Origin of the sequence: Halpernia humi (genome assembly GCF_900108025.1) — a bacterium.
GTDB classification, from domain to species: Bacteria; Bacteroidota; Bacteroidia; order Flavobacteriales; family Weeksellaceae; genus Halpernia; species Halpernia humi.
Genome location: NZ_FNUS01000006.1, coordinates 155071 through 179591, shown reverse-complemented (window position 1 = coordinate 179591; position 24521 = coordinate 155071). Strand labels below are relative to the sequence as shown.

Genomic DNA, 24521 nt, shown 5'->3' with positions numbered 1-24521 from the left:
TTTTAACTATTTTTTTAAAAAACGATAAACCTTTTCCTTTTCAAAGTTTATAATTTCCTCTGAATTTTTAAAATCCATATTAAACAAAGATGAATCATTTGAAGTTAATTCAAATCGATCTTGCAGGGAAAATTTTTCTAAAATATTGGTAATTCTGGTTTGCATATTTTCACCACCAACTCTGCTATAAACGGCAAAAGGCGTCTGCAAAACGATTGAAAAAACCACGCCGTGAAAGGAATCTGTTAAAAATAAACTTGCAGAATTAATATAATCTACCCATTCTGAAGGCGTGATGGCGTAAAATTCTGAGGATTTTAAATCATTCAAATTTACGACTTCGAAATCTTTAGAAATTCCATTCAAAACGGCATTCACTTTTGGTGATTTTTCACCAAGAAAATAAGTCAAGACAAATTTTCGCGTCGGTTTTTTGTTGTGCGATGTTGCAAATTCCAGCCAATCTTCTTTAGAAAGACACATTGTGGGATCACAAAGAACCGTTGCTTCTTTTCCAGTGAAATCTTTTACGATTTTTGCGCCACTTTCTTCGCGCACACTGATATATTCAAATTCTTCTAAACCTTTGGTGAAAATCTCTCGGTATTTTTCGTCGATTTTAGAACTTCCAAAACTGGGTGAAAAGGTGATTCTTTTTTCTTTTGGCGCAAATTTTAGAAAAACAAAATCGGAAATAGAATGCGTAAACCAACCCCAAATTTGATCGCTTCCAACGCTAAAAAATGAATAATTTTCATGGAAATTAGAAGCAATTTTCAGCGGATTTATTTGATTTGCTGATTCTGTATAATTTAATTTTGCATGTTTTTTAAAATTATTTATCCTTTTATTTTTTAGGTGAGATTTAGATAAATTTGATTTTAAAAACAAAATTTTAGTAAGTAAAACCTTTATTTGAATTACAATCGGGTCTTTTGGAATTTCTTGTTTATATTTTATGATTTCAGACTCAAAACCTAGCGTTTTATACACTTTTTGAACGGCAAAAAGTTGCAACCTGTTGCCGTAATTGTTATAACCAAAAAGCGATATAATTCCTATTTTTTTCATTGCTTATTGTCTAAATTTCAAATAATTCATTCAGTTTATTAAAAGCAATTTCATTCTTAACTTCATGTTTTTCAACAGTTTCCAATAAATTATTTTTAAGTAAATCATTGTTGAGCAAATGGGTGATTTTATTTACAAAATCCATTTTTTCTGCTTTGCACAAAACACCCAGGTTTCCATTTTCTAAAGCATCGTTTAACGCCGGTAAATCTGTCGTAAAAATTAATTTTTTCAATGCTAAAGCCTCATAAATCGTGATAGATTGCGATTCTACAAAGGAAGTTTGAATGTAAAAATCCGCTAATTTCATGTAAGGATACGGATTTTCTTTCGTCCCTAAAAGAATACAAACATCTTTTAAATCTCTTTCCGCAACTAATTTTTTTATTTCTAAAAAAGTTTTGCCTTCACCAATGAAATACCATTTGAATTTCAAGCCTTGATTTCTAAGTTCTGTCGCAATATCTACCGCGAGATTAATTCCTTTTTCTTTTGAAAATCGACTTACGGTTACGAAATTGTAAACGCCTTCAATTTTAGGAAAATCCAAAACCAATTCTTTAGCGTCAGAAATAATTTTCTCAACATTAATGATATTTGGAACAACAGAAATTTTATCTTCTAAATCAGGAAAATGTTTTAAAAGCATCGTTTTATTGGCATCCGAAACGGTAATTAATTGATTAAATTTAGCAAAATATTTTTTATCCAAATCGTATTCTTTTCCTTTAAAATCATAAGATCCGTGGTGAAACCAAAGGTATTTTTTCTTAGATTTCACTTTGTCAATCGCAAAAAATCGCGGAAATCCATTTTGAGAATAACTGATTGCAAAATCATAAGTTTCAGAAATTTTAGCGAAATAAAGCCAAGGTTTTTTTAGGATTTTCGAATAGAAATTAAACTTTAAATAATTAAAAAAATATTGAATTTTGCTTAAAACATTTTTCTCTTTTTTAATTTCGTTCCAAGTTTTAGGATATTTTCTCTCAATAATATTGACGGACGTTGGAATTTGTGATTTTAATACACCTTCTTTTTCCCAAAGTAATACATCTAAACGGAACTCTTTTTTAGATAGAAAATGCAAGAAATCAATCAAACTTTTTTGAATGCCGCCCATCTCTAAATCGTTTGAAATAATTAAAACTTTACGCATTTTTTAGGAATGAAATGATACGCAAAAATGCTAAATAACTGAAAGCCATTTTGTTTTTAATGAAAAAAAATAAAATTTTTTGTGCTTTCACTTGTTTTTTAAGGCTTAAATCTGAAAATGAATTTTCTAATTCTGGCGTATTTAATATTAATCTAACTTCCTTTAATTTTTTACCGAAATTTAAAGTTTTGTTTTTATAAATACTATTTAAAACAAAAAAAACTGAATGTAATAATTGCAATTTCAACTGTCGCGAGAAATTAAAATCTTTGTTATTTTCGAGAAGATTTTTGAGTTTATGGTTTAAATTTAATAAATTTTGCCACCAAGAATTTTGAAATTTTTTGGACCGAGAATCATCGTATTGCCGGTAATTATAAAAATAATTTTCTTTTAAATAATAATACGAATTTGCTTCTGTCATTAGGTTTGCCATAAACAAATAATCTTCAGCAAACTTTAATTCTGCATCAAATCTTATTTTGTTCTTTACCAGAATCGAACAATGAAAAAGACAATTGCAAACTGAAACAATTGGAATACGACCAAAATTTTCGGCGACCAACAACGTAGGAAAAAGTTCTTCAACGATTTGTTTTTTAGAATAAATTCCTTTCCGAATATTGGCTGAAATTTGTTCCTTAGAATTTTCTTTAACATTCGTAAAATCGCACATAATGACATCAAACTTTTCATCCTGATTATTAATTTCGAACATGTTTTCATACATCGAAAGTTCAAGCCAATCATCGCTATCTACAAATGTAATGTAATCGCTTGTTGCACTTTCTATCCCAATATTTCTTGCCACAGAAACACCCGAATTTTGAATATGAATAACTTTAATTCTAGAATCTTTTTTTGCAAAATCATCACAAATCTGCGGTGAAGAATCCGTAGAACCATCATTAACTAAAATAATTTCTAAGTCTGCAAAAGTCTGATTTATAATGGAATCTACACATTGATGCAGATAATTTTCAACATTATAAACAGGAACGATGACGCTTAATTTATTACTCATACTTTTTTTAAAATAAATTATTGGTTCTTATTTTTAGAAAAAATACGATTATTTATTTTCACAATTACTTTATTTTTAAGTTGTGAAAACCGTCTTCTTTTGTGATAAATCTTGGTATAAAAATTTAATTTTTTTAAAGATTTCTGTATAGTTTCATCAAAAACAGAAGCCTCTTTTTTATGTTGCCAAACGGCTAGACTTTCGGCGCGCACTTTCATGCGTTGTTTTTGCACCAATTTAAAATCCCAACCCACAGTTTCATTTTCATATCGTTTTGGTGGAACTAATTGGTTTTTCTTTTTCGCCAATTTAATTCTTGCAGGCAAACCTTTATGGCGGTGATTAAAACTTCCTTGTTGCGAAGATAAAAAGATTTCAAGCGGTAAAAAATCAACTTCTAAATCTTTATTTTTAATGCCTTCTTTTATTAAATTTTCTGCTAATAAAGAGCGCGTTACGATGACATTTGTTCCCTTTCCATCTTTGTCGAAAGGATCTAGCCACGCGTCGCCAAGTGAAATATCCGCTAATTCTGTGGTGACATCCTCACAAAAATCGCAGGCATTGGCTTTGAAAAGTCCGGTTCCCCACATATCGCCTACGGTTTTCATTTTGATGGATTTTTCTTCTTCATTTTCATCAGAACAAGAAAAAGAATAATCGTTTGCCGTACTCGAAAAATCTTTTTTTCGAAATTGTGGTTTTCGGATATTTTTTATTTCAACCGCCATCTTGGACGCTAAATATTCGGTGAAAAAACTGCTTTTCAATCCGCCACAAATAATGCCGATTAAAAACGGAATTTTCTCTTTTAATTTTGGCTCAGAATGCTGTGCAAGCCGAATGGCTTTAATAAAACAGCCAACGCCAACTATTGCTATTTTGCCTTCCAATTGATTAATTTCAGAAAAAACGGTGGCTAAAGTGACCGGAAAATAGCGTGTTTTAGAGGCTCGCAATAAATCTGATTTGCTACTGCTCACAGAATATTGATAAAAAATGCCCGGTTCTGAAGACTCCTTTATAGAAAAAATGTGATCTACGATTTTGTTTTCTAAAAGTTTTGTCGAAATGTAAGTTCCCAAGCCGCCAGAAGAAGATGACAAGCGAAATTCTGTAGAAAATCCCGCATAAATCTGCTTGTATTTCCCGATTTTTTGGTGGTGATTTTCAGTTTCTAAAAATAATTGTGCAATTTCATTTTCTGTTTTTACCTCATCTTTTGGGATTGAATTAAAGGGACAAACCTCTAGGCAATCGCCTTCAGAATCGCAAGAACTAATGACTTTTGGAAATAAAAATCCATTTTTATCCCAAGCCATTTCCAAAGCATTTGAAGGACATTTGTACACACAAATGCCACAACCAACGCAAAGGTCGTTTTTCACGACAAGGTTTATTACTTTTGGAATGTTCATTTTAATATGTTGATAAACCAGAATGTTTTCATCTTACTTAAATTTAGATTTTAAAATCTGCAGGTAATACTTAAAAAAATCTAATGCAGCAGGTAAAAGTTGCGATTTTGCAATTTTATTTTTTTTAACAACAAAAATTATATTCCCGAAGATATTGGACGGATCTTTCACGAATTTGAAATACAAACTGCTTAAGGTGTCCCGGAAAAAAATCTTTTTAGCGCTATTTTTCTTTAGTTCATTATCGGTAGCACGTTCAATGAAAATCATTTGATGCTTTATGCTTTCCTCAATTTTTCTTCTTTCGTCTAAACGAGTCCATATTCCGCCTTCATGAACTCTGTAAACTGCAGTAATTTCATCAAAAAACTTCACCTTTCCTTTCAACGCATAAAAGTAAGGATATATTCGGTCTGCGCTCGTAGGGTTTAGAAATTTTTCAAAAAATGGCACAAATTCATTGGAAAAATTTCTTGAAAATGCGGTTCTTATGGGTAATAAAAATCTTCCCTGCAAAACCTCATCTGCAGTATTCTTCTTGTTTAAACCACTTCTCGCTACACCTAACTTATTGCCTTTTAAATCGATGCATTGGTAAGAGGTATAACACAAACTATAATCTGGATTTTTCTCTAAAAAATCGCATTGTTTTCTCAATTTATCTACACTCGTCCAGTAATCGTCTCCGTCGCAAAGTGCAATGTAATCTCCTGTTGCATCGCTCAAAACAAACATAAGATTTCTAACGTAACCTTTATTAATTTGTTGGCTGATATATTTTACCGTAATGTTTTCTGGAATTTTTTTTGTGGCAATATAATCCGTAATAACTGCGTCGGTGTTATCTGTAGAGCAGTCATCGCTTAAGACAATTTCAATTTCACCAGGATAATCTTGTATTAGCACGCCATCGAGGCATTGCGAAATAAGATCTTCCTGATTATAGGTAACAATACACGCGCTTATTTTAGGATATTTGTTCATTTTAAATCAAAAATAACTTAATTTTTTATTGGGATAAATCTAAAATAATGGATTTTTCATATCCTGATTTTAATTCTGGTTCCAATTCAAAGCCTTCTGAATTATCGGATTCATTAACATAACGACCTTTTATAGAAACTCTTCCCTCGGCTTTCATCAGCATCCACATATATTCTACATCGATGTGGCCGATGTCAAACGCCCAAAATCCTTCGTTTGCAAGGTCCGAGCAAAGAACCGTTGCAGTTGGACCTAAAGCACACAGAATCAATTTATCTTTGCCCAATTTAATTGCCGCTGCTTTTATTTCTTCGTATTTTTCAAATGCATTTTTCTGCGGACAAATGATTCTTTCTAAACTTTTTACATTATCAAACAAGTCATTTCCTACGCCTAATCTGGAAAGTTCGCCTTCGATTATTAAAATATTTCTATTTTCCCAAATTGCTTTTATTTTTTCAAAATAGATTTTTGATTTCGCTTGGTTTTTCATCCCCACATACAATCTGGTGATATTTGCATTACCGTAATTATATTTTTTATCTAACAATTTCACAAGCGTTTTGCCGTGTGTATTGATAAATAATTTCCAGTAAACTTTAGCAAATCTTTTGTGCGTTTTGGTGCTTGCTAAACTATCAGGAATTGCGACCAAAAATTTAGGGTTTCGATTATTTAAAACTTCTAGAAGTTGATCTACCAATAAAGTATTTTGCTTCTGAAAACCAAGATCTTGTTGTTTTAAAAGTAGTAAAAACTCACCATCACCAAAGCGAGAAATGCTTTTTTTTTGGGTAATAATATCCGAAATAGTTTCTTCAATAGACATGATTTTATACTTCGGGAAATTCCACCGGAAAGGCAAAGTTCTATAAATCCAATAAATATAATAGAGGTAGTTTTTCATTTTTAGAGTAAGGCTTAATTTGTTTAAAAATAAATTTTTAAGATTTACTTTTAAACATAATGTCTTGGCAAATTTGATTAAATTTTTCTGAAAATATATGCCAATCTAAATTATTCTCATAAAATTCTCTTGCACGAAGAGATAATTCTTTTAATAAATTCGGGGACAAAAGAATGTTTTCAATTTTTTTCGCATAGTCTTCTGCGGGCGCATCTAAACTAAATAAAAAACCATTTACTCCCTCATTAACTACAGAAGGAATTCCGCCTGTATTGCTTGCGATACTAACTAAACCATAGGCCGAAGCTTCACTAAAAACGATGCCGTAGCATTCTGCTCTACTTGGTACAAATAAAAAATGGGATTCACTATATAATCTATTAAGTAAAAGCGCATCTTTAGCAATAGTTTTATCTAAAAAACCATGATAAACCATATACTCTTTTTCAACAGGAGGTTTTACTCCAACACAATTTAAAATAATTTTAAATCCTCTTTTTTGTAAATTTTCTACGGTTTCTAATACCAAGTCGCCGCCTTTTCTCTCCCAATTTAAACCCACAAAAAGAAAAACAAAGGGACTGTTGTATTTTTTCTGATGAATGGAATTTGGGATTTCCATATTTGCGCCTAAAGACGATAAAACAATTTTATGTTCTAAATTTTTATAATGCTTTACTACAAAATCTTTCGCCCAATTGGAACTTAAAATAATTTTAGAGGCCTTTTTTAAGGCAAGTTTTTGAAGTAAGGATGAAATATTTAAAGAATAATTTGAAAAATATTTAAAATTAGTATAATAGTTTTTCAGTTGATCAAATGTGCTGTCATTAAAAAATATAACAGGAAATCTACTCGGTAAAAAGACGAATTGCGCACTTGCTGCGGGACAAAACAAGATATCAATTTCTTTATTTTTAATTATTTTTTTAAAGTAAATTGCTGAATAAATTGCTGATAAAAAAGTAAACTCTTCATAAATTAATTTATCACTAAATAATTTATGGATTTTATTATAAACTGCTAAAAGACGATGATAAGAACGTGGATACAAAATTGGCGACAAATTAACAACCTCACAATCAGCATCTTCTATTGCTTTCATCATGGAATAATGAGTTCCAGACCACGCTTTTTTGTTCTCTGGATTGTGCAAACAATAGTACCCGACTTTAAATTTTTTCATATACTTTTCAACTTTACATCGTTGATTTGGTGTAATGATTCAAATATAATTTATTAATGTATGTATAAAAAATTATTTGAAAGATTTTAACCAATTTCTTCCTAAATTTTCATCAGGTTCTATGTAATTGCCTTCTGCCCATTCATTCCACGATTTTATGATGATTAGTTTTTCTTTACAGTCTTTGTTATTCAGAAATTTTATGGCTTTTTTTATTTCCTTTTTAAATAAATCGGGTGAAGAATTTGAAAATAAAAATCCTTTGTATTTACTTCTTGGTGTATTATCCCAATTGGGCAAAACCATAGGAAAAGTTTCTACGTTAGAATTTGTGTACTTTAATTTTTTAAAAAAACTTTTGTAATCTAAAACCATGGGAAGATTTACATTTTTTTGAAGTTTTTTTAATAAACGGTTTCTAAATGTGGGTTTTCTAATTTTAAACAATTCCTTATCAAGCAGCACGTTGTAATCTCCAGATATTTTAGAATCGAATCCTTTTGATTTGTAATCATAATCATTACTGCCTCTGTTGCTCGCCATAAAATAAATCCCATTTAGTTGGTTTTCTTTTGCTAAGTTTTGAAAAAATGGTATAAAATCATTAGGAAGCGCGGCTGCATCATACACTACAAAAACAGGCTTATTATCAATTTTCACATACCTTTGGTCTTGAAAAAAGGGAAGCAAATAATTGAAATAATTTTTATAATCTTCTTCGCCGTTATAAGTTTGCTCCATAAGCGTATCTGGATTATCTAAACCGTGCCAGATGCCTCTCCAAGATTCATTTGCCCAGCAAAAGCAAAATGGCAAATCGACATTTATATTGGCGAGCATTTTTTCTGCTGGTTTTTCTAGAAGCATCTTACCGTTTCCAAACCAATATTGGTAATAAATAAAACCATCAATGCCGTGTTCTTTGGCAAGTTTGGCTTGTTTTTCTTGAATTTCTTCTGTTTTTAAAAGATCATAATAACCCAATTCTCCCGGTTTTACTGGTTGTTGATGGCCTTTGAATAATGGTTTTGCTTTTTTTACATTGGTCCATTCGGTAAAACCTTCTCCCCACCACTCGTCATTTTCGGGAATTGGGTGGAATTGCGGAAGGTAGTATGCGAGGTATTTTATTTTATTGTTTGACATAATTAAGGTAAGAATTGTAAATTGAAGGAAATTTTTTTGCGAAAATTTCTTTCAAAGTCATTTTTGTAGTATTTCTAATTCTTCTTTTTTTTGACGTAAGTAAAAGTAAAGCGTTTCTTTCTTTCTTTTCTCGAAAATAAGAAAATAAAAAATTGCAAGCCTTTAAAAAACCTTTATTCATTTCATTTATATTTCTACTCATAGAATTGGCAGAAATACGATAATAAGCCAACACATTTCTATTATAAATAATTTTTTGAGAACAATAAAAAAGTTGAACCCAAAAAACCCAATCTTCGTGATTTTTTAATTTCTCGTTAAATCTATGTGTTGTTCTTTTAAAGAGAACACAATGACAAGGTATTGATAATTCAGTTTCCCATTTTAAAATTAAATCTTCAAAACTAAAACCTGTGTCAGTAAAAGGTGCACAATATTGCAAAGAAAGTTTTTCGTGGTTATCATTTACTTTTTCATAATCAGAAATGCTTATGTCACCACTTTCTAAATCTAAGATTTGTAACTCTAACTTATTTTTAGCAATATAATCATCACAATCTAACAACTGAACAAATGCGCCATTTGCTAAATTTAATCCAAAATTTCTGGCAGAACTTAAACCGCCATTTTCTTTATAAAAATATTTAAAACGGGGATCTTTTAAAGTCCAAATTTTTGCAATTTCTTCTGTATTGTCTGGCGAACCATCATTCACGATAATGCATTCCCACTTTGTGTATGTTTGGTCTAAAACGGATTGCAAGCATTCATCTAAATATTGTGCTTGGTTGTAGCAGGGAACTATTATGGAAATTAAAGGATTATTCATATTTTAAATATTCCAATTTTTCTTAGTGCTTTAAAGATAATAGATTTATTATAATTTGCGATTTCCAATTCTAATGCTCTTTCTCGAAAAGGAATTGTTTCAATATCCATAAATAGATTTTCAATATTAACTTTTCTTCTTCTTGCTGCTGCAATAATAACAACCCAATGCCAATATTTTGCTTTTCTTTTATTTTCATTAGTGGAAATACCACCATCGTGTATCCGATAATAATAAAAATTTTTATTTATATAAAATACTTTTCCTACTTCATAGAGTTTTAAATATAAATCTTGGTCTACTGCTCTTATTAAAAATTCATCGATGCCTGAAGTTTTCTCATAAAATGATTTTTTAAAGGTTGCAAAATGAGAAATTTCCCCTTTTAGATTAAAAAAATCTGATGAAAAATTTACAACTGCATTTTGAAAATGAATTTCCTTTTGGTTTAAATTATCATCACAATAAATAAAATTAGAATAAACCAAACCAGTATCGGGAAGCTCGATATGCGTTTTTACCATTTCTTCAACAGCAATTTCCGAAATAGTATCGTCTGGATCTAGAAATGCACATATTTCTCCAGAGGCTAGTTCCACGCATTTCCTTTTGGTAAAACCGCAACCTTTGTTTTGGTCGTTTGTGAAGATTTTAAATCGATGATCTTCGCCTATCAATTTTTTAATTTGCTGCAAAGAATTATCATTAGAACAATCATCTACAATAATTGCTTCCCAATTTTGATAAGTTTGTGCCATAATACTTTTATAACAATCTTCGAAAAATTTGCCATTGTTATATTGGGCGATGAGAATGGAGAAAAGTGGAGTGTTCATCATTTTCGTAAAATACATTCATTAAGATCTGAAATATGGCTTTCTAATGAGAAATTCTTTTCAACATACTTTTTGCCGGCTTTTCCCATACCTTTAGCTATATCTATATTTTCTAATAAATAAATCATTTTTTCAGCCATATTGTTTACATCTTTCTCTTTCACCAAAAAGCCAGTTTTATTATTCAAAATAACATCTGGAATGCCAGCATGAAATGTAGAAACAACCGGTAATGAAGCAGCGGATGCCTCTAACAATGCAACAGGAGTTCCTTCTGAATCGCCATTGTCAGCTTTTTGAGAATGTTGAACAAACATTATAGATTCTGAAAGTATTTCTTTTTGCTTATCTTGACTTATAAAACCTGGGAAAAGCACATTTTGATTCATACCTAAAGAGTAACTTAAATCTTTTGCAGCATTCCACAATTGTCCTTCCCCACCAAAAACTAAATTTGCATTTGGTACTTTTTCTAGTACTTGCTTAAAGGCCAAAAGTGTAAAAATAGGTCCTTTTTTATCTACAAATCTTCCTAATGCAAATATTTGTTTTGATTTAAAATTAGGATTAATATTAAAAAAACTTTCATCTGGACCACAAGGTGAATAAATAATTTTAGACTCATCACAACCTATTTCTAAAATTTTGTCCTTCATATGTTTAGATACAATAACGATATTTTGGCAATAATCAAATAACTCTTTATATAATAGATTATTTTTTGTAACAATACTTTCAATAGAGATATCGTAGCCTAAAGCGGTGACTATTAAGGGTAAATTATTTTTTTTGCATAATTCCAAAACTTTAACACCATTTGTAAGAAATTCTGCAAAAACTATATCGATTTTATTATTTTTTATTTCATTTGTAAATTGATTTTCTTGATATAATTGTAACCATGACTTCGCAATTTTTTTTGAAATCATTCTATATTTAAATTTATTAAATAAAGAAGGTTTTACCATCATTTTATTTAATGGTACAGGAAATCCACTAAATACAAAATTATAATGCGGTAAATATTTTATGTGATTTTTTATAAAAGTTTCAGATATTTCATCTACAGTATCAACAATTATAGCAATGTTTTTTTTACTTTTTTGCAATTCCATATAAATCTGTTATCATTTGCCCATCTTTAAAAGAAATTTTTTTATTTAAATCCCTTGAATATAACTTTTTTATTAAAGGTTTTAAAAGGAAACTAAAAAACACTTTTTTCCTTTGAGAAATAGATGACCTTTTTATCCAAGTAGCGATGGCCTGCGCTAAATAGCTATCCCAACCGCCTGAAGTGTATATTTCAATGTTTTCAAATCCTGCTTCTGCCAAAAGTCTGTTTAGAGAAAATGGTGTATATCGAAATTCATCATGAGGAACTTCGTGCAAATTCCAAATAAAAGGAACAGTAAAAAAAAAACATCCATCATCCTTAATTACTCTAAATATTTCTGCTAGGATAATTTCGGGATTTGGACAATGTTCCAAAACCTCTGTAGCAAAAGCAGAATCAAAGGTATTATCTTCAAACGGCATTACTTTTCCATCCCATCTAAAATCTGGAATAACTTCTTCATCATAAGTTATTGCACTATCAATATCTAGCCCGACGTAACTTTCTACGCGAGAATTTTCTAAAATTTCATTTTTATATGGCATTTTACCGCAACCAATATCCAAAAGTGATTTACCGAAATAAGGTAATGCCCATTTAATTGCGTTAAAGATGCTCCTTCTCCTTATGAACACATCTAAATTAGAAAAGTTAATTTTAGAATCTGTAAAATAATTCATTATATATTAGTAATACTTGCATTAAAATTAATATTCCCCCAGTTATTTGGCCATTTTAAAATTGGACTATTCAAATCTCTTGAATGGGTTATTTCAAAACCTAATACTTCATATACAATATCAAACTCTTTATTATCTGTATCTTGATTACCTATTCCGACAGACAATCCAAAATAATATTTCCCTTTTGATAAATTGTGATTTTCAATATTTAAAATTACTGTTTGAAATTCTTCATTTACAAAAGTTAAATAATCCGAAAAGAACGTTCCAATTTTAATCTGTTCTTCGGAAAATATTGAACCGGCAATTCTAAACTTATCTATAATTTTTTTATTCCTTTTTAATTCAATTTTAACTTTTATCTTTGAATTTGTTGCATATTTGTTAGCAATTAAGGTATCTAAAATTTCTAAAGACATTATCTCCAATTCACGTTCAGTTTCATATCTTCTGTGCGAATCATTTATCACCAAATCTTTTGTAAAAATTTTTTCATTTTCAATACCAATATATTCTCTTATAATATTGTCGGTCACGTCTATATTTCGAACTATTCCATTCTCTAAAAACATACAATTGTCACATAATTCTTTTACGGAACCCATATTGTGACTAACAAACAAAACAGTCCTTCCTTCTCCTTTTGAAACATCGCCCATTTTGCCAAGGCATTTTTTTTGAAATTCGGCGTCGCCTACGGCAAGAACCTCATCTACTATTAAGATTTCAGATTCTAAATGCGCCGCCACGGCAAAAGCCAGACGCACATACATCCCGGAAGAATAGCGTTTAACAGGTGTGTCGATATAACGTTCTACCCCCGCAAAATCTACAATTTCATCAAACTTTTTTTTAATTTCCTGCTTGCGCATTCCTAAAATGGCGCCGTTAAGAAAAATGTTTTCTCGCCCTGTCATTTCAGGATTAAAACCTGTGCCAACTTCCAGAAGTGAGGCGATTCTTCCTTGCACTTCAAAATGACCTGTTGTTGGTTTTGTAACGCGGCTTAATAATTTTAATAGCGTCGATTTTCCAGCACCATTTCTACCAATAATACCTACCGCATCGCCCTTTTCAATCTCAAAATTAATATCCTTCAAAGACCAAACATACTCGCTTCCTCCTTTTGCACTACGATCATTGGCTTCGCCAATTTTAAGAAAAGGGTCTTCTTTACCACGTATTTTTGCCCAAAATCGATTAAGATCATGCGTAATAGTGCCTGTTCCTACTTCTCCTAAACGGTATTGTTTAGAGATGTTTTCAGCAATTATGGCTGTGTTTTTATTCAATTTTTTGTCTTTTACTTTTTACTTTTTAAACAGTATCCATAAAACTTTTTTCTACTTTATTAAAGATGACCGTTCCCAAAATTAATATTAAAAATATAAAAATAGAACTCCAAAGTAAACTGGATAATTGAAAATTACCTGTCCCTAAGTAAGCGTATCTAAAACATTCAAAAATTGGTGATAAAGGATTTGCGTAAACTAAAAACCGGTATTTTTCTGGCAAAGCAGAGATAGGATAAACAACTGGCGTGAGATACATAAACAACTGAATACCAAAAGCAAGAAGAAATGTAAGGTCTTTGTATTTAGTAGTAAGAGAAGAAAAAATCATCCCTAAACCTAAAGCAAATACTGCCATTAAAAAGATAAGAACCGGCGTAAATAAAACCCATAAATTGGGATGTATAGATTTAGTAAAAATAAAATAATAAAAAAACACCAAAATAAAAACACCAAACTGAACGGCAAATTTCATAAGTGCAGACGTCACGATAGAAAGTGGCATGATTAATCTTGGAAAATAGACCTTACCAAACATCCCAGAATTTGCTGTGAAAACAGAAGATGTTTTTGTTAAGCTTTCAGAAAAATAATTCCAAATGGTAATGCTAGATAAGTAAAATAAAATCTGTGGTGAACCATCGGTTCCTATTTTTGCAATATTTCCGAATAAAATAATATAAATAATTGTTGTAAGAAGCGGCTGAATAATAAACCATAAAGGTCCTAAAATGGTCTGTTTGTAGAAAGTAATAAAATCTCTTTTTACCAAAAGACCAAGCAAATCACGATAACGCCAAACTTCTTTAAAATCTAACTCTAAGACTTTATGTTCTGAAGTAATAAAATAGCTTTCTTCCTGATTATTCATATTTTTTTAAATAATTTCTGCCACCACGCTTTCGGCTTGTGATTCTCATAAGAATAATAACCATATCCGTATTTTGTGCCGTATTTTGTATTCTGTGGTTTTACGTTGTTTAGCACAAAAGCCAGACTTTTTATGTTATTTTCTTTTTTAAAGTCTGCTGCATAAGCAAGCATTTCTCGCTCCGTAAATTCTGATTTTATAACATAAAGAACCACGTCTGCATTATCTACCAAACTGAGTGTATCGCTCACAAGCATTACTGGTGCAGAATCTAAAACGATATAATCATACTTTGTTTTTAGAGATGCGAGTAATTCATGAAATTTTTCCATTTCTAGTAAATCATTGGGGTTTGGTGCGATTTGCCCGCTAAACATAATGTCTAAATTTGGATTTAATCTTGAAGGGAAAATATAAGATTCTGAAGCTGTGTCTTCTGAAACTAAATAATCGGTCAACCCGAAATTTTCACCCTCTATAAACCGGTGTAACTGTGGGTTGCGAATATCGGCACCAAGAATAATCACTTTGCTTTTTCCTGCTAAACTAAGGGCAGTATTTATAGAAATGGTGGTTTTACCTTCCGCTTTTACAGAAGAGGTTACGAGAATCACGCCACCTTTGTAAATATTTTTGGTGCGTAAAATGAAACGTAAATTACTAACCAAAATCCTAAAAGATTCGGCAAAAACAGAAAAATCATTGGCATGAACCATTGGGTTTTTCTCGGCATTTACAGGGATTTCGCCTATCACACTTGCTTCAGGGAATAAGTTTAAAATATCATTTTTATTGTTAATTCTAGTATCTAAAACATTAATGCCTAAAAATAAGAGTAAGGGTAATAGAAAACCAACTGCCGTTGCACCATAAATAATATTGCGGTATTGTGGTTTTACGATTCCTGTAGTGTAAGCAGGATTAATAACTTTTGCTTTAGGCGCTGTAACGGCTAAAGTAATGGCATTTTCTTCTCTTTTTTGTAATAAGTAAAGGTATAATTGTTCCTTCAAAGTTTGCTGTCTTTCTATACTTCTAAACACTTTTTCCCTTGTAGGATACTTATTTATATTGTCTTTTGCAATATTTAATTGTGCTTTGGTTTGCGCCAATTGCACTTGAAGATTTTCTCTTGCTTCAACTAAATTTTTACGGAGCAGATTTTTTACGATTGCAATCTGCTTCGTCATTTCAATTATTTCAGGGTTTAAAGGTGTGGCCTGTTTTGAAACTCTGTTTTTAGTAAGTAATAAATTATTATACTGCGAAATTGTAGATTCTAAACCACCTGAAAGACCCATATCTGTTGGCAACAATTGTTCAGTGGAAGTGGCATTGTATATAGAATTTATTAAATCTAACTGTGTGTTTAAGTTAAAAGCAGCTTTTGTATCTGCATCTGCGTGGCTTAGTGCCATATTAGCTTGCGCTTCAATATCTGTGATTTGGTTTGATCTTTTAAAACTTTCTTTTTCATTTTCAATCCCAGAAAGATCATTGGTGATGATTACCAAACGGTCATTTATAAAATTTTGGGTATTTTCTGCTTCTAGATTTTTATCATCTATTCCATCTTTTATATATTCTTTTGAAAGATTATTAAGAATGTCTTCAGATTTTTTTGGAACTGGCCCTGTGATTGCAACATCCATCAAATACCCTTTATTTTCTGGAAGCGAAACCATAATGCCACCTTCTAACTGGCCAACTACATTTTTCGGATTTTGAAATACCACTTTTATTGGCCCACTAAGAGCCGCGTCTGGTTTTAATTTTAACAAGACCGTTCCGAAAGGCAATTTTGCCGGCTGATTGTATTTATACTCCTTTTTATTTTTGCCATCTTCATCCGAAAGAAAATAAGAATTACTACTTGCTGGTGAAAGCGTATAAGTTGCTTGCCAAAATTTGTTTGGATTATCCAGTTTGATTATACTTCCCATTACTGAAGAATCATCATAGAGTTCAACTTCTTTAATAGCGCCTAAACTGTAAAAACTAACATCTAAATTCAAATTTTTTACCACTTTTGCCAAAATAGGCTTAGAAACAATAACAGTAGTTTCTCCTTGCAGTTCATCATCGCCAGATACGCCCATTCCGAGATTTTTCAGATCACTGAGAGCTGAACTATTTCCTTTTGCTTCTTGAAGTTTTAAAGTAGTTGATGTGTAATATTGTGGTTGTGCGTATCGCAAATAAATTTTTGAAGCGGTATAAAACAATAACATGCTGAGTAAAAACCAAGGCCATTTTAAAAGATATCTCCCGATTTCTTTTTTAATATTAATTGGTGTTGCTCGCCTTTCTGGAGCAGAATTTTCTAAAAGCTCCATTTATTTTTTTGTTAAACTATATACTAATGTAAATAAACCCAAAAATACACCACCTAATTGCAAGATCAAATTACGATTTGGGTTGGTCGTGTTTGCTGCAATCTGTTTATTTTTATCTGGCTCCACATATACAATATCATTTTGTTGGAGATAAAAATAGGGCGATTTCGCCACTGATGCTTCAGAAAGATCTAGCGTGGCAATAATATCTTTACCTTGTTCTTCAGAGAAGCGAATGATTTTTACATTGGTTCTATTCGCAGAATCTTGCAAATCACCTGCAAGTGCGACGGCTTGAAAAATATTTAATTTTTCTAAAGCGCTTGTTTTTTGTCCAGGACTTTTCACATCTCCTAAAATACTAATATTGAAATTTTTAAGTGAAATCGCAACTATTGGATCTGTAAGATAGGCTTTCAAACGATTTTCTAAATCTGCTTTTAATTGTTCTTTAGTAAGACCTTTGCAATAAATGGTTCCGAGAATAGGAAAATAAATTGTTCCTTCAGTGGTAACAGTGTAACTACTTGGAGCAGTAGTTGAACTTGTAGTTGTTGCTGGACTTCCTATTTGTGAAATTGTAGAAAGATTAAATGGTCGCGCTGCAATATTATCAAAAGCAGATACATTTATCTCTAAAATATCGCCCACTTGTATGTGTAAGCCTACATATTTTGCTTGGGAAACTTCATTCTCAAAATTATCATTTTGCAAGTACACCATATTTTTTTTGGGTACACAAGATTGAAGTATGAAAAGAAAAAGTAATGTATATATGAAAAATATGTTTTTCATTTTTTGTTTTTAGTTAAACTTACGACAGAGCAAAACTTATGAAAAATTACCAATTATTAGTAATATAATAGTTGATACCAACTCCCAAAAGTCTATTATATGTATTTCTAGGATTATTAGGATAAATTTTGCTAAAACCTCTATCGTATCTCATAAAAGCTTCCCACTGGCGGGTAATTGCAACCCCGACACCAAAAGAAACGCCATACCCGAATTTATTAATTTTATCGTCTAAATTATATTTATAATAACCTGCTTCATAAGCGAGCGATGTGCTTTTTGAATTAGAAACCAAATACTCAATGCGCGGCCCAGCGAATAAAAACATATCGCGTTTCATATTTCCTTGGTGAAAAAAGTATCTAAAATAAACCGCCATAGAAACATAATTATTTTGATATCTCTGTATTTCATTATTAGCTTTGGCCACTTCACCTTGTGTATTGAATTCTATTTCAGGCTGAAGATAGAGATAAGCAGAGTTAAAAACATCATTTTCTATTAGTGCCCATTGCGCAAAACCGCCTAAACTTCCACCATAGACACCTTTGGAAATATCATGCACATTAACAATAGAACCTTTATGAAAATTGCCTGTTACGCCATATTTAAAATTTTGTCCAAATAAAATACCTGTCATTATCATAAATAATACAAGCGAAAATCTAATCTTTATGTTCATAGTTTAATGATTATTAAAATTATTCAAGATTACTTAAAAGTTTTTCCAAAAATAACAAATAATTATCTAGTTACAGCAAATCTTGCCTAAGTCTTGAAATTATTTCATATTCATAACCTTTGCTTATAAGATAACGCGTGGTTTTTTGGTGTTTCATATGGTCTTTCGCATCTTTCTGAAGTTTATAGTATTGCAAATAAAGTTTTTTAATACTTGCTTCATAATCTTCTTCATCTATCTCATCCATCGCCTTCTGAATGAGTTTTGGTGTAATGCCTTTAAATTTAAGTTGCCCAATAATTTTATTCCTTCCCCAATGTTTTTGATAAAATTTCCCACGAACAAAACTTCTCGCAAAACGTTCTTCATTTAGATAATTTTCTTTTATCAAATAGAGTATTATTTCATCTTTAGCCTCTTGTATAAGAAGAAAATCCCAAAATTTTTGCTCTACTTCCTTGTGACAACGGTCTTGGTAAACACAATAATTCACCATTTTTTGTTTTATCTCTTCAAAAGTGTAAGATTTCTTTTGCTTGTCAATTGTGGATTTTTGATCGATGGTTTTGGTCTTTAAAATTAAAATTTAACCTATTTATCTAACATCTAACATCTAACATCTAACGTCTAACATCTAACGTCTAACGTCTAACATCTAACATCTAACGTCTAACATCTATTCTAATAATTAAAAAGCAATTTTCCCTCCATTAAATTATTCACATCTCTTTTCACTTTTTCTAAAACAGCTTCATTTTTTAGCTCTGAAACCACTTCTGAGATTAATCCTGCAATAGTTTCCATATCATTTTCTTTTAAACCTCTAGTGGTAATAGCAGCAGTTCCCAAACGAATTCCTGAAGTTGTAAAAGGCGATTTATCATCAAAAGGCACCATATTTTTGTTACAAGTGATGTCAGCTTTTACCAAAGCTTTTTCAGTTTCTTTCCCGTTTACATTTTTATTTCTAAGGTCAACTAACATTAAATGATTATCCGTTCCGCCACTTACAATATCAAAACCATTGTTAATCATTGCATTAGATAAAGCTTTAGCATTTGCAACGACTTGTTTTTGATATGTCAAAAATTTCTCATCCAAAGCCTCACCAAAAGCCACTGCTTTTCCTGCAATTACATGTTCCAACGGACCACCTTGAATGCCTGGGAAAACAGCACCATCCAATACTTGGCTCATCATTTTGGTTTCACCTTTTGGCGTTTCGTGGCCGTAAGTATTTTCAAAATCTTTACCCATCATAATCATTCCTCCTCTCGGTCCACGCAAAGTCTTGTGCGTTGTGGTGGTCACAACATGGCAATATTCAAACGGTGAATTTAGCAAACCTTTTGCCACCAAACCTGCTGGATGCGCAATATCTGCCCATAAAGTAGCACCCACTTCATCTGCAATTTCTCGGTATTTTTTATAATCTAAATCTCTAGAATAAGCAGAAAAACCAGCGATTAACATTTTAGGTTTTACTTCTAAAGCTTTTTGGCGCATTTGTTCGTAATCTATCAAACCACTTTCCCGCTCTACTCCATAAAAATGTGCGTTGTATTGAATTCCTGAAAAATTCACAAAACTGCCATGTGTGAGGTGACCGCCCATTGATAAATCTAAACCTAAGACAGAATCACCCGGTTTTAAACAAGCCAAATAAACCGCTGCATTTGCTTGAGAGCCAGAATGCGGCTGCACGTTTGCGTACTCTACGCCAAACAATTCTTTTGCTCTGTCGATTGCTAACTGCTCCACTTCATCTACTACTTCGCAACCGCCATAATATCTTTTTCCGGGATAGCCTTCTGCATATTTGTTGGTTAAAACACTTCCAACGGCTTTCATCACGTTTTCTGAAACAAAATTTTCAGAAGCGATTAGTTCTATTCCGTGCGTTTGTCTGGCGCGTTCTTGTTCAATTAAATTAAATATCGGGTCTTGATTCATTTTGAATTTTTATAGTATTTTGTAATTTATTTTAAATGTCAAATTTAAGTAAATTTTAGATTGCAAAAAAGAAGGAAATATCTTCTGAAATTTGGTATGTTTGCAAAAATAGAGTTTTAAAGATAGAAGAAGTTATATTTGACTTTTAACAAGAAATACTTAAAAAAATGGCTAATAAAAAATACAACAAAGAATTGCTAAAATCCCTAAAATCTTTAGCAAAAACAGAGCATAAAGTTTTAGAGCAAATGACAAATCTGATGCTTTTAGGTGAACTAAAAAAAGACGAAATAGAGTTTAAAAAAGGAGATACTTTTACTTTCAAAGATTCAATTTTTAATTACAGTTCAGATGCCAATATCCGAAAACTCGCAAAACTACGCGTGAAAATGCTAAAAACCATGAATAAAATGGTAGAAAAAAACGATTTTAAAGATAAAGATTTGGAGTTTTTGGCTTAACATTTTACCATAAGAATGTAAGAATTGAATGCAAAAGAATTGAATTTTTAAATAAATAAATCCAATTACTTCAAAACAAAATGAAAACTGATCAATCATTGAGAACCGTAATCGTCACACGCTATATCTTGCCATTGCGAGAGGGCGGTTCTTTGCCTGCATTAACCGAAGCGGACGATGATTTTAAATATGTTTTGAAATTTCGAGGAGCGGGCCACGGTGTGAAAATGCTCATTTCTGAACTAATTGGTGGCGAATTGGCAAGATTTTTAGGTTTAAAAATTCCTGAATTGGTATTTGCAAATTTAGACGAAAACTTTGGTAGAACCGAGGCCGACGAAGAAATTCAAGATTTGCTAAAAGCAAGTACAGGTCTAAATTTAGCCATGCATTTTTTGTCTGGCGCCATCAATTTTGATCCTTCTGTAATGAAAGTTGATGCAGAAACAGCATCAAAAATTGTTTGGCTAGACACTTTTCTAACGAATATCGACCGTACCTTTCGCAATACCAATATGCTGATTTGGAACCGCGAACTTTGGTTAATAGATTTTGGTGCGTCGCTCTATTTTCACCATTCTTGGGATGGATGGGAAGAGAAAGCAAAAACGCCATTTTTAATGATAAAAGATCACGTTCTTTTAGATAAAGCCACAGAATTAAGAAAAATTGATTTAGAATTTAAGTCGAAAATAACGCCTGAAATTTTGAGTTCCATCATTAATTTAATTCCAGATGATTGGCTTCATTGGCGAGATACGGAACTTTCACCAGAAGAAATTAGAACCGTTTATTTTGAATTTTTAAAAATTCGATTAGAAAATTCTGAAATATTTGTAAAAGCAGCAGAAGATGCAAGACTTTAAACTTTACGAATACGCTGTGATACGTGCTTTGCCAAAAGTGGAGCGCGAAGAATTCTTTAATGTAGGATTAATTTTGTTTTGCAAAAAGGAAAAATATATTCGTGCAGAATATATTTTAAATAAGGAAAAACTAAATTATTTTTTTAATGAAGATCAATTTGAAGATTTAGAAAATAATTTACAATCTTTTATAAACATCGCTCGCGGTGAAAAATCTAGCGGAAACATTGCAACTTTAGACATCCCAGAAAGATTTAGATGGCTAAATGCAGTTCGGAGTTCTTGCGTTCAAACTTCAAGACCACATGCTGGTTTGACTCAAAATCTGGATCGCACTTTTGAAAGGTTATTTGAAGAATTGGTAAAATGAAATAAAAAAAAACACCATAAAAATCTGATGTTTTTTAGGACTCCACAATATTTTTAATAATTTTAAGGATATGGCGCTAAAGTGACTTCCAAACCTTCTAACTGTGCAGTAATTGGAATTTGGCAACCGAGCCTACTGTTTTCTTGCACGTGGTACGCTTCACCTAACATGGCATCTTCTTCCACATCCATTTCTGGTAAATCGAAATTATTATCTACATAAACTTGGCATGATGCGCACATTGCCATACCGCCGCAAACACCGATAGTTCCTTCATCTGCTATTTCGTAAGAGCGAATAACTTCCATTAAATTCATAGACATATCCGTAGGCACAAGCACTTCATGAAGGGTTCCGTTTCGATCTGTGATTTTTATGTTGATGTCTTGCATTGCGATAATTGATGATTGATTTAAATTGCCAAAAATTGTTCTAAAAAAATAAATATTTCAAAATATTTTTGCGGTTTTCTATTGCAGTCGCCACTTCGTGGCTTTAATCTATTTTCATAACTACCGCTTTTTCTGCCTCTTTACGCGTGCCGTCAAAACCATCTACTCCACTTACAGTGGTATATTTTAAAACATATTTTTTACCCGGATTTATTCGATTGTAAACACTTTGACACATCAAAGTGGCTTCGTGAAAACCGCATAAAATTAATTTTAATTTTCCAGGATAGGTATTAACGTCGCCGATTGCATAAATACCGTCGATATTGGTTTGATAATCCAAGGCATTATTAACTTTAATAGCATTTTTTTCGATTTCTAAACCCCAATTGGCAATAGCACCCAATTTCGGAGTTAAACCAAAAAGCGGAATAAAAAAATCGGTTTCTATATCGATAATTTCGTCATTAGATTTTATGGAAATTGCAGAAATATGAGAATCGCCTTTCAAAGCAACCACTTCTGCAGGTGTAATCAAATTAATTTTTCCTGCATCTTTCAAAGCTTGCACCTTTTCTACAGAATCCAATGCGCCCCGAAATTCATTTCTACGGTGAATTAAAGTAACTTCGCTTGCAACATCGGATAAAAAAATGGCCCAATCCAAAGCAGAGTCGCCACCGCCTGCAATTACAATTTTTTTATTTCTAAAATGTTCTGGTTCCTTTACGAAATATTCAACTCCATTTTCTTCAAATTTTTCAATATTTTCTAAAAGTGGTTTTCGAGGTTCAAAAGTGCCCAAACCACCTGCGATTGCAACGGCTTTTGCATGATGCACAGTCCCTTTATTGCTGATGACTTCAAAAGTGCCATCTTCTAATTTATTAATAATTTCAGCCGTTTCACCCAAAGTAAAACCGGGTTGAAATTGTTTAATTTGTTCCATTAAATTGTCAACTAAATCACCAGCATTTATGGCGGGATAACCAGGAATGTCAAAAATTGGCTTTTTAGGATAAAGTTCGGTTAATTGTCCGCCTGGTTGTGGCAAAGCATCTATTAGATGGCATTTCAATTTTAGTAAACCGGCTTCAAAAACAGCAAAAAGTCCGGTTGGGCCGGCTCCTATAATTAATAAATCTGTGCTAATCATTTAATAGTATATTTAATAAAAAAAATAATTTAGCAAATTTACTAAATTTTAAAAGAAAGTTCGCTGACAAATATCAGACAGTAATTCTTCAAATATGCAGCAATGGCAGTATTAAATGAGTTCTTAAATTTGGCAATATTTTTGTAAAAGAAAGATTATGAGAAAAATTTTAGTTTTATTTGGTGTCTGTTTATCAGCGCTTTTTTTCGCACAAATTGATAATATTAATTCTGGTGAAACACTTACTTATAGAATACATTATGGTTTTCTAACCGCCGGAAGTGCCACTTTAACTTCACTAAAAACCAATTATAAAAACGAACCGCATTTTTTTGTAAAAGGCGTAGGCAAAACAACTGGTGCGGTGCGCGCATTCTTTAAAACAGATGATTTGTATGAAAGTTTCATCAATATCGCGACGGGTTTGCCAAGTTTCTATGTTAGAGATGTGCACGAAGGAAATTATACCCAGCATTACCAAAGTGTTTTTAACCATGAGAATCAAACTGTGATTTTAACGGATAAAGAAAAACCCGCAAATGGCTCTAGAGTTATTAAAACTGCGAAAGGTGTGCAAGATATGCTTTCAGCATTTTACTATTTGCGAAGTTTAGATTCTACCCAGTTGAAGCCTGGAGCAGTAATAAAAATGAATATTTGGATAGATGATGGCCTCTTTCCTTTTCAATTAAAAGTGATTGGAAATGAAAATGTAAAGACTAAATTTGGACGAATTAATTGTTTGAAAATTATTCCATCTGTATTAAGCGGGCGTGTTTTTAAAGACAATGAAAGTGTTACGATGTGGGTTAGCAACGATAAAAACCACTTGCCTGTTGCCATAAAAGCCGAACTTGCAGTTGGCTCATTAAAAGCTGATTTAGAAAGTTTTAAAAATGTAAAGTATCCCCTGTATTTTAGGAAATAATTACTATTTTTGAAAAGTTATAAAGCAGATTTTTAATCTGCTTTTTTAATATGAACAAT

25 protein-coding genes are annotated in these 24521 nt (G+C 31.6%); 4 read left to right on the top strand and 21 right to left on the bottom strand.

The window, feature by feature from the left end; all coding sequences use genetic code 11:
• Positions 1–6: 6 nt before the first annotated feature.
• The 19 genes from C4S29_RS12270 to glyA all read right to left on the bottom strand — a co-directional run bounded on the left by C4S29_RS12270 (position 7) and on the right by glyA (position 20289).
• On the bottom strand, positions 7–1071 hold the full coding sequence (locus C4S29_RS12270) for a polysaccharide pyruvyl transferase family protein (protein ID WP_103914389.1): 1065 nt from the start codon (positions 1069–1071) through the stop codon (positions 7–9).
• Between the two features lie 10 nt (positions 1072–1081).
• Complete coding sequence (locus tag C4S29_RS12265) at positions 1082–2230, bottom strand: glycosyltransferase (protein ID WP_103914388.1); 1149 nt, start codon at positions 2228–2230, stop codon at positions 1082–1084.
• The gene (locus C4S29_RS12260; protein WP_103914387.1) at positions 2223–3254 is read right to left on the bottom strand and encodes a glycosyltransferase; all 1032 of its coding nucleotides are present in this window, start codon (positions 3252–3254) and stop codon (positions 2223–2225) included. The genes C4S29_RS12265 and C4S29_RS12260 overlap by 8 nt, the downstream gene beginning before the upstream one ends.
• Positions 3255–3271: 17 nt before the next feature.
• Positions 3272–4672, bottom strand: a complete 1401-nt coding sequence (locus tag C4S29_RS12255) for a Coenzyme F420 hydrogenase/dehydrogenase, beta subunit C-terminal domain (RefSeq protein ID WP_103914386.1) — start codon at positions 4670–4672, stop codon at positions 3272–3274.
• Positions 4673–4705: 33 nt separating this feature from the next.
• Complete coding sequence (locus tag C4S29_RS12250) at positions 4706–5656, bottom strand: glycosyltransferase family 2 protein (protein WP_103914385.1); 951 nt, start codon at positions 5654–5656, stop codon at positions 4706–4708.
• 25 nt (positions 5657–5681) lie between these two features.
• Positions 5682–6563, bottom strand: coding sequence for a GT-D fold domain-containing glycosyltransferase (locus C4S29_RS12245; RefSeq protein WP_103914384.1), 882 nt, complete (start codon positions 6561–6563; stop codon positions 5682–5684).
• 37 nt (positions 6564–6600) lie between these two features.
• On the bottom strand, positions 6601–7749 hold the full coding sequence (locus tag C4S29_RS12240; RefSeq protein WP_103914383.1) for a glycosyltransferase family 4 protein: 1149 nt from the start codon (positions 7747–7749) through the stop codon (positions 6601–6603).
• Between the two features lie 72 nt (positions 7750–7821).
• Positions 7822–8895, bottom strand: coding sequence for a glycosyltransferase WbsX family protein (locus C4S29_RS12235; protein ID WP_103914382.1), 1074 nt, complete (start codon positions 8893–8895; stop codon positions 7822–7824).
• Entirely contained in the window at positions 8882–9724 is an 843-nt protein-coding gene (locus C4S29_RS12230; RefSeq protein WP_103914381.1) for a glycosyltransferase family 2 protein, read from the bottom strand. The genes C4S29_RS12235 and C4S29_RS12230 overlap by 14 nt, the downstream gene beginning before the upstream one ends.
• A complete protein-coding gene (locus tag C4S29_RS12225) occupies positions 9721–10578 on the bottom strand; it encodes a glycosyltransferase (RefSeq protein ID WP_103914380.1) in 858 nt (285 codons plus the stop codon). Before C4S29_RS12225 ends, C4S29_RS12230 begins: the two co-directional genes overlap by 4 nt.
• Positions 10560–11675 carry a glycosyltransferase gene (locus C4S29_RS12220; RefSeq protein WP_103914379.1) on the bottom strand — a complete coding sequence of 372 codons (1116 nt, stop codon included), beginning with the start codon at positions 11673–11675 and terminating at the stop codon, positions 10560–10562. Before C4S29_RS12220 ends, C4S29_RS12225 begins: the two co-directional genes overlap by 19 nt.
• Positions 11656–12357, bottom strand: a complete 702-nt coding sequence (locus C4S29_RS12215) for a class I SAM-dependent methyltransferase (RefSeq protein WP_103914378.1) — start codon at positions 12355–12357, stop codon at positions 11656–11658. The genes C4S29_RS12220 and C4S29_RS12215 overlap by 20 nt, the downstream gene beginning before the upstream one ends.
• On the bottom strand, positions 12357–13652 hold the full coding sequence (locus C4S29_RS14945; protein WP_233740547.1) for an ABC transporter ATP-binding protein: 1296 nt from the start codon (positions 13650–13652) through the stop codon (positions 12357–12359). The genes C4S29_RS12215 and C4S29_RS14945 overlap by 1 nt, the downstream gene beginning before the upstream one ends.
• Before the next feature lie 25 nt (positions 13653–13677).
• A complete protein-coding gene (locus C4S29_RS12205) occupies positions 13678–14523 on the bottom strand; it encodes an ABC transporter permease (RefSeq protein ID WP_103914377.1) in 846 nt (281 codons plus the stop codon).
• On the bottom strand, positions 14520–16859 hold the full coding sequence (locus tag C4S29_RS12200; RefSeq protein WP_103914376.1) for a GumC family protein: 2340 nt from the start codon (positions 16857–16859) through the stop codon (positions 14520–14522). Before C4S29_RS12200 ends, C4S29_RS12205 begins: the two co-directional genes overlap by 4 nt.
• Positions 16860–17582 carry a polysaccharide biosynthesis/export family protein gene (locus C4S29_RS12195; RefSeq protein ID WP_233740545.1) on the bottom strand — a complete coding sequence of 241 codons (723 nt, stop codon included), beginning with the start codon at positions 17580–17582 and terminating at the stop codon, positions 16860–16862.
• Positions 17583–17700: 118 nt separating this feature from the next.
• Entirely contained in the window at positions 17701–18336 is a 636-nt protein-coding gene (locus tag C4S29_RS12190; protein WP_103914374.1) for an outer membrane beta-barrel protein, read from the bottom strand.
• Between the two features lie 70 nt (positions 18337–18406).
• Entirely contained in the window at positions 18407–18832 is a 426-nt protein-coding gene (locus tag C4S29_RS12185; RefSeq protein ID WP_394338670.1) for a regulatory protein RecX, read from the bottom strand.
• Between the two features lie 185 nt (positions 18833–19017).
• Positions 19018–20289 carry a serine hydroxymethyltransferase gene (gene glyA / locus C4S29_RS12180; protein WP_103914372.1) on the bottom strand — a complete coding sequence of 424 codons (1272 nt, stop codon included), beginning with the start codon at positions 20287–20289 and terminating at the stop codon, positions 19018–19020.
• A gap of 167 nt (positions 20290–20456) precedes the next feature.
• Here glyA and C4S29_RS12175 point away from each other — a divergent pair, with 167 nt between their 5' ends.
• From C4S29_RS12175 to C4S29_RS12165, 3 genes are all read left to right on the top strand, one after another.
• Positions 20457–20750, top strand: a complete 294-nt coding sequence (locus C4S29_RS12175; protein WP_103914371.1) for a hypothetical protein — start codon at positions 20457–20459, stop codon at positions 20748–20750.
• Between the two features lie 80 nt (positions 20751–20830).
• The gene (locus C4S29_RS12170) at positions 20831–21616 is read left to right on the top strand and encodes a HipA family kinase (protein ID WP_103914370.1); all 786 of its coding nucleotides are present in this window, start codon (positions 20831–20833) and stop codon (positions 21614–21616) included.
• Positions 21603–21986, top strand: a complete 384-nt coding sequence (locus tag C4S29_RS12165; protein WP_103914369.1) for a DUF3037 domain-containing protein — start codon at positions 21603–21605, stop codon at positions 21984–21986. Before C4S29_RS12170 ends, C4S29_RS12165 begins: the two co-directional genes overlap by 14 nt.
• Positions 21987–22048: 62 nt before the next feature.
• Here C4S29_RS12165 and C4S29_RS12160 read toward each other — a convergent pair whose 3' ends face one another.
• Both C4S29_RS12160 and C4S29_RS12155 read right to left on the bottom strand, forming a co-directional pair.
• Entirely contained in the window at positions 22049–22378 is a 330-nt protein-coding gene (locus tag C4S29_RS12160) for a 2Fe-2S iron-sulfur cluster-binding family protein (protein WP_103914368.1), read from the bottom strand.
• Between the two features lie 103 nt (positions 22379–22481).
• Positions 22482–23534, bottom strand: a complete 1053-nt coding sequence (locus tag C4S29_RS12155) for an NAD(P)/FAD-dependent oxidoreductase (protein WP_103914367.1) — start codon at positions 23532–23534, stop codon at positions 22482–22484.
• Between the two features lie 157 nt (positions 23535–23691).
• Between C4S29_RS12155 and C4S29_RS12150 the strand changes: the two genes are divergently transcribed.
• The gene (locus tag C4S29_RS12150; RefSeq protein ID WP_103914366.1) at positions 23692–24462 is read left to right on the top strand and encodes a DUF3108 domain-containing protein; all 771 of its coding nucleotides are present in this window, start codon (positions 23692–23694) and stop codon (positions 24460–24462) included.
• Positions 24463–24521 lie beyond the last annotated feature (59 nt).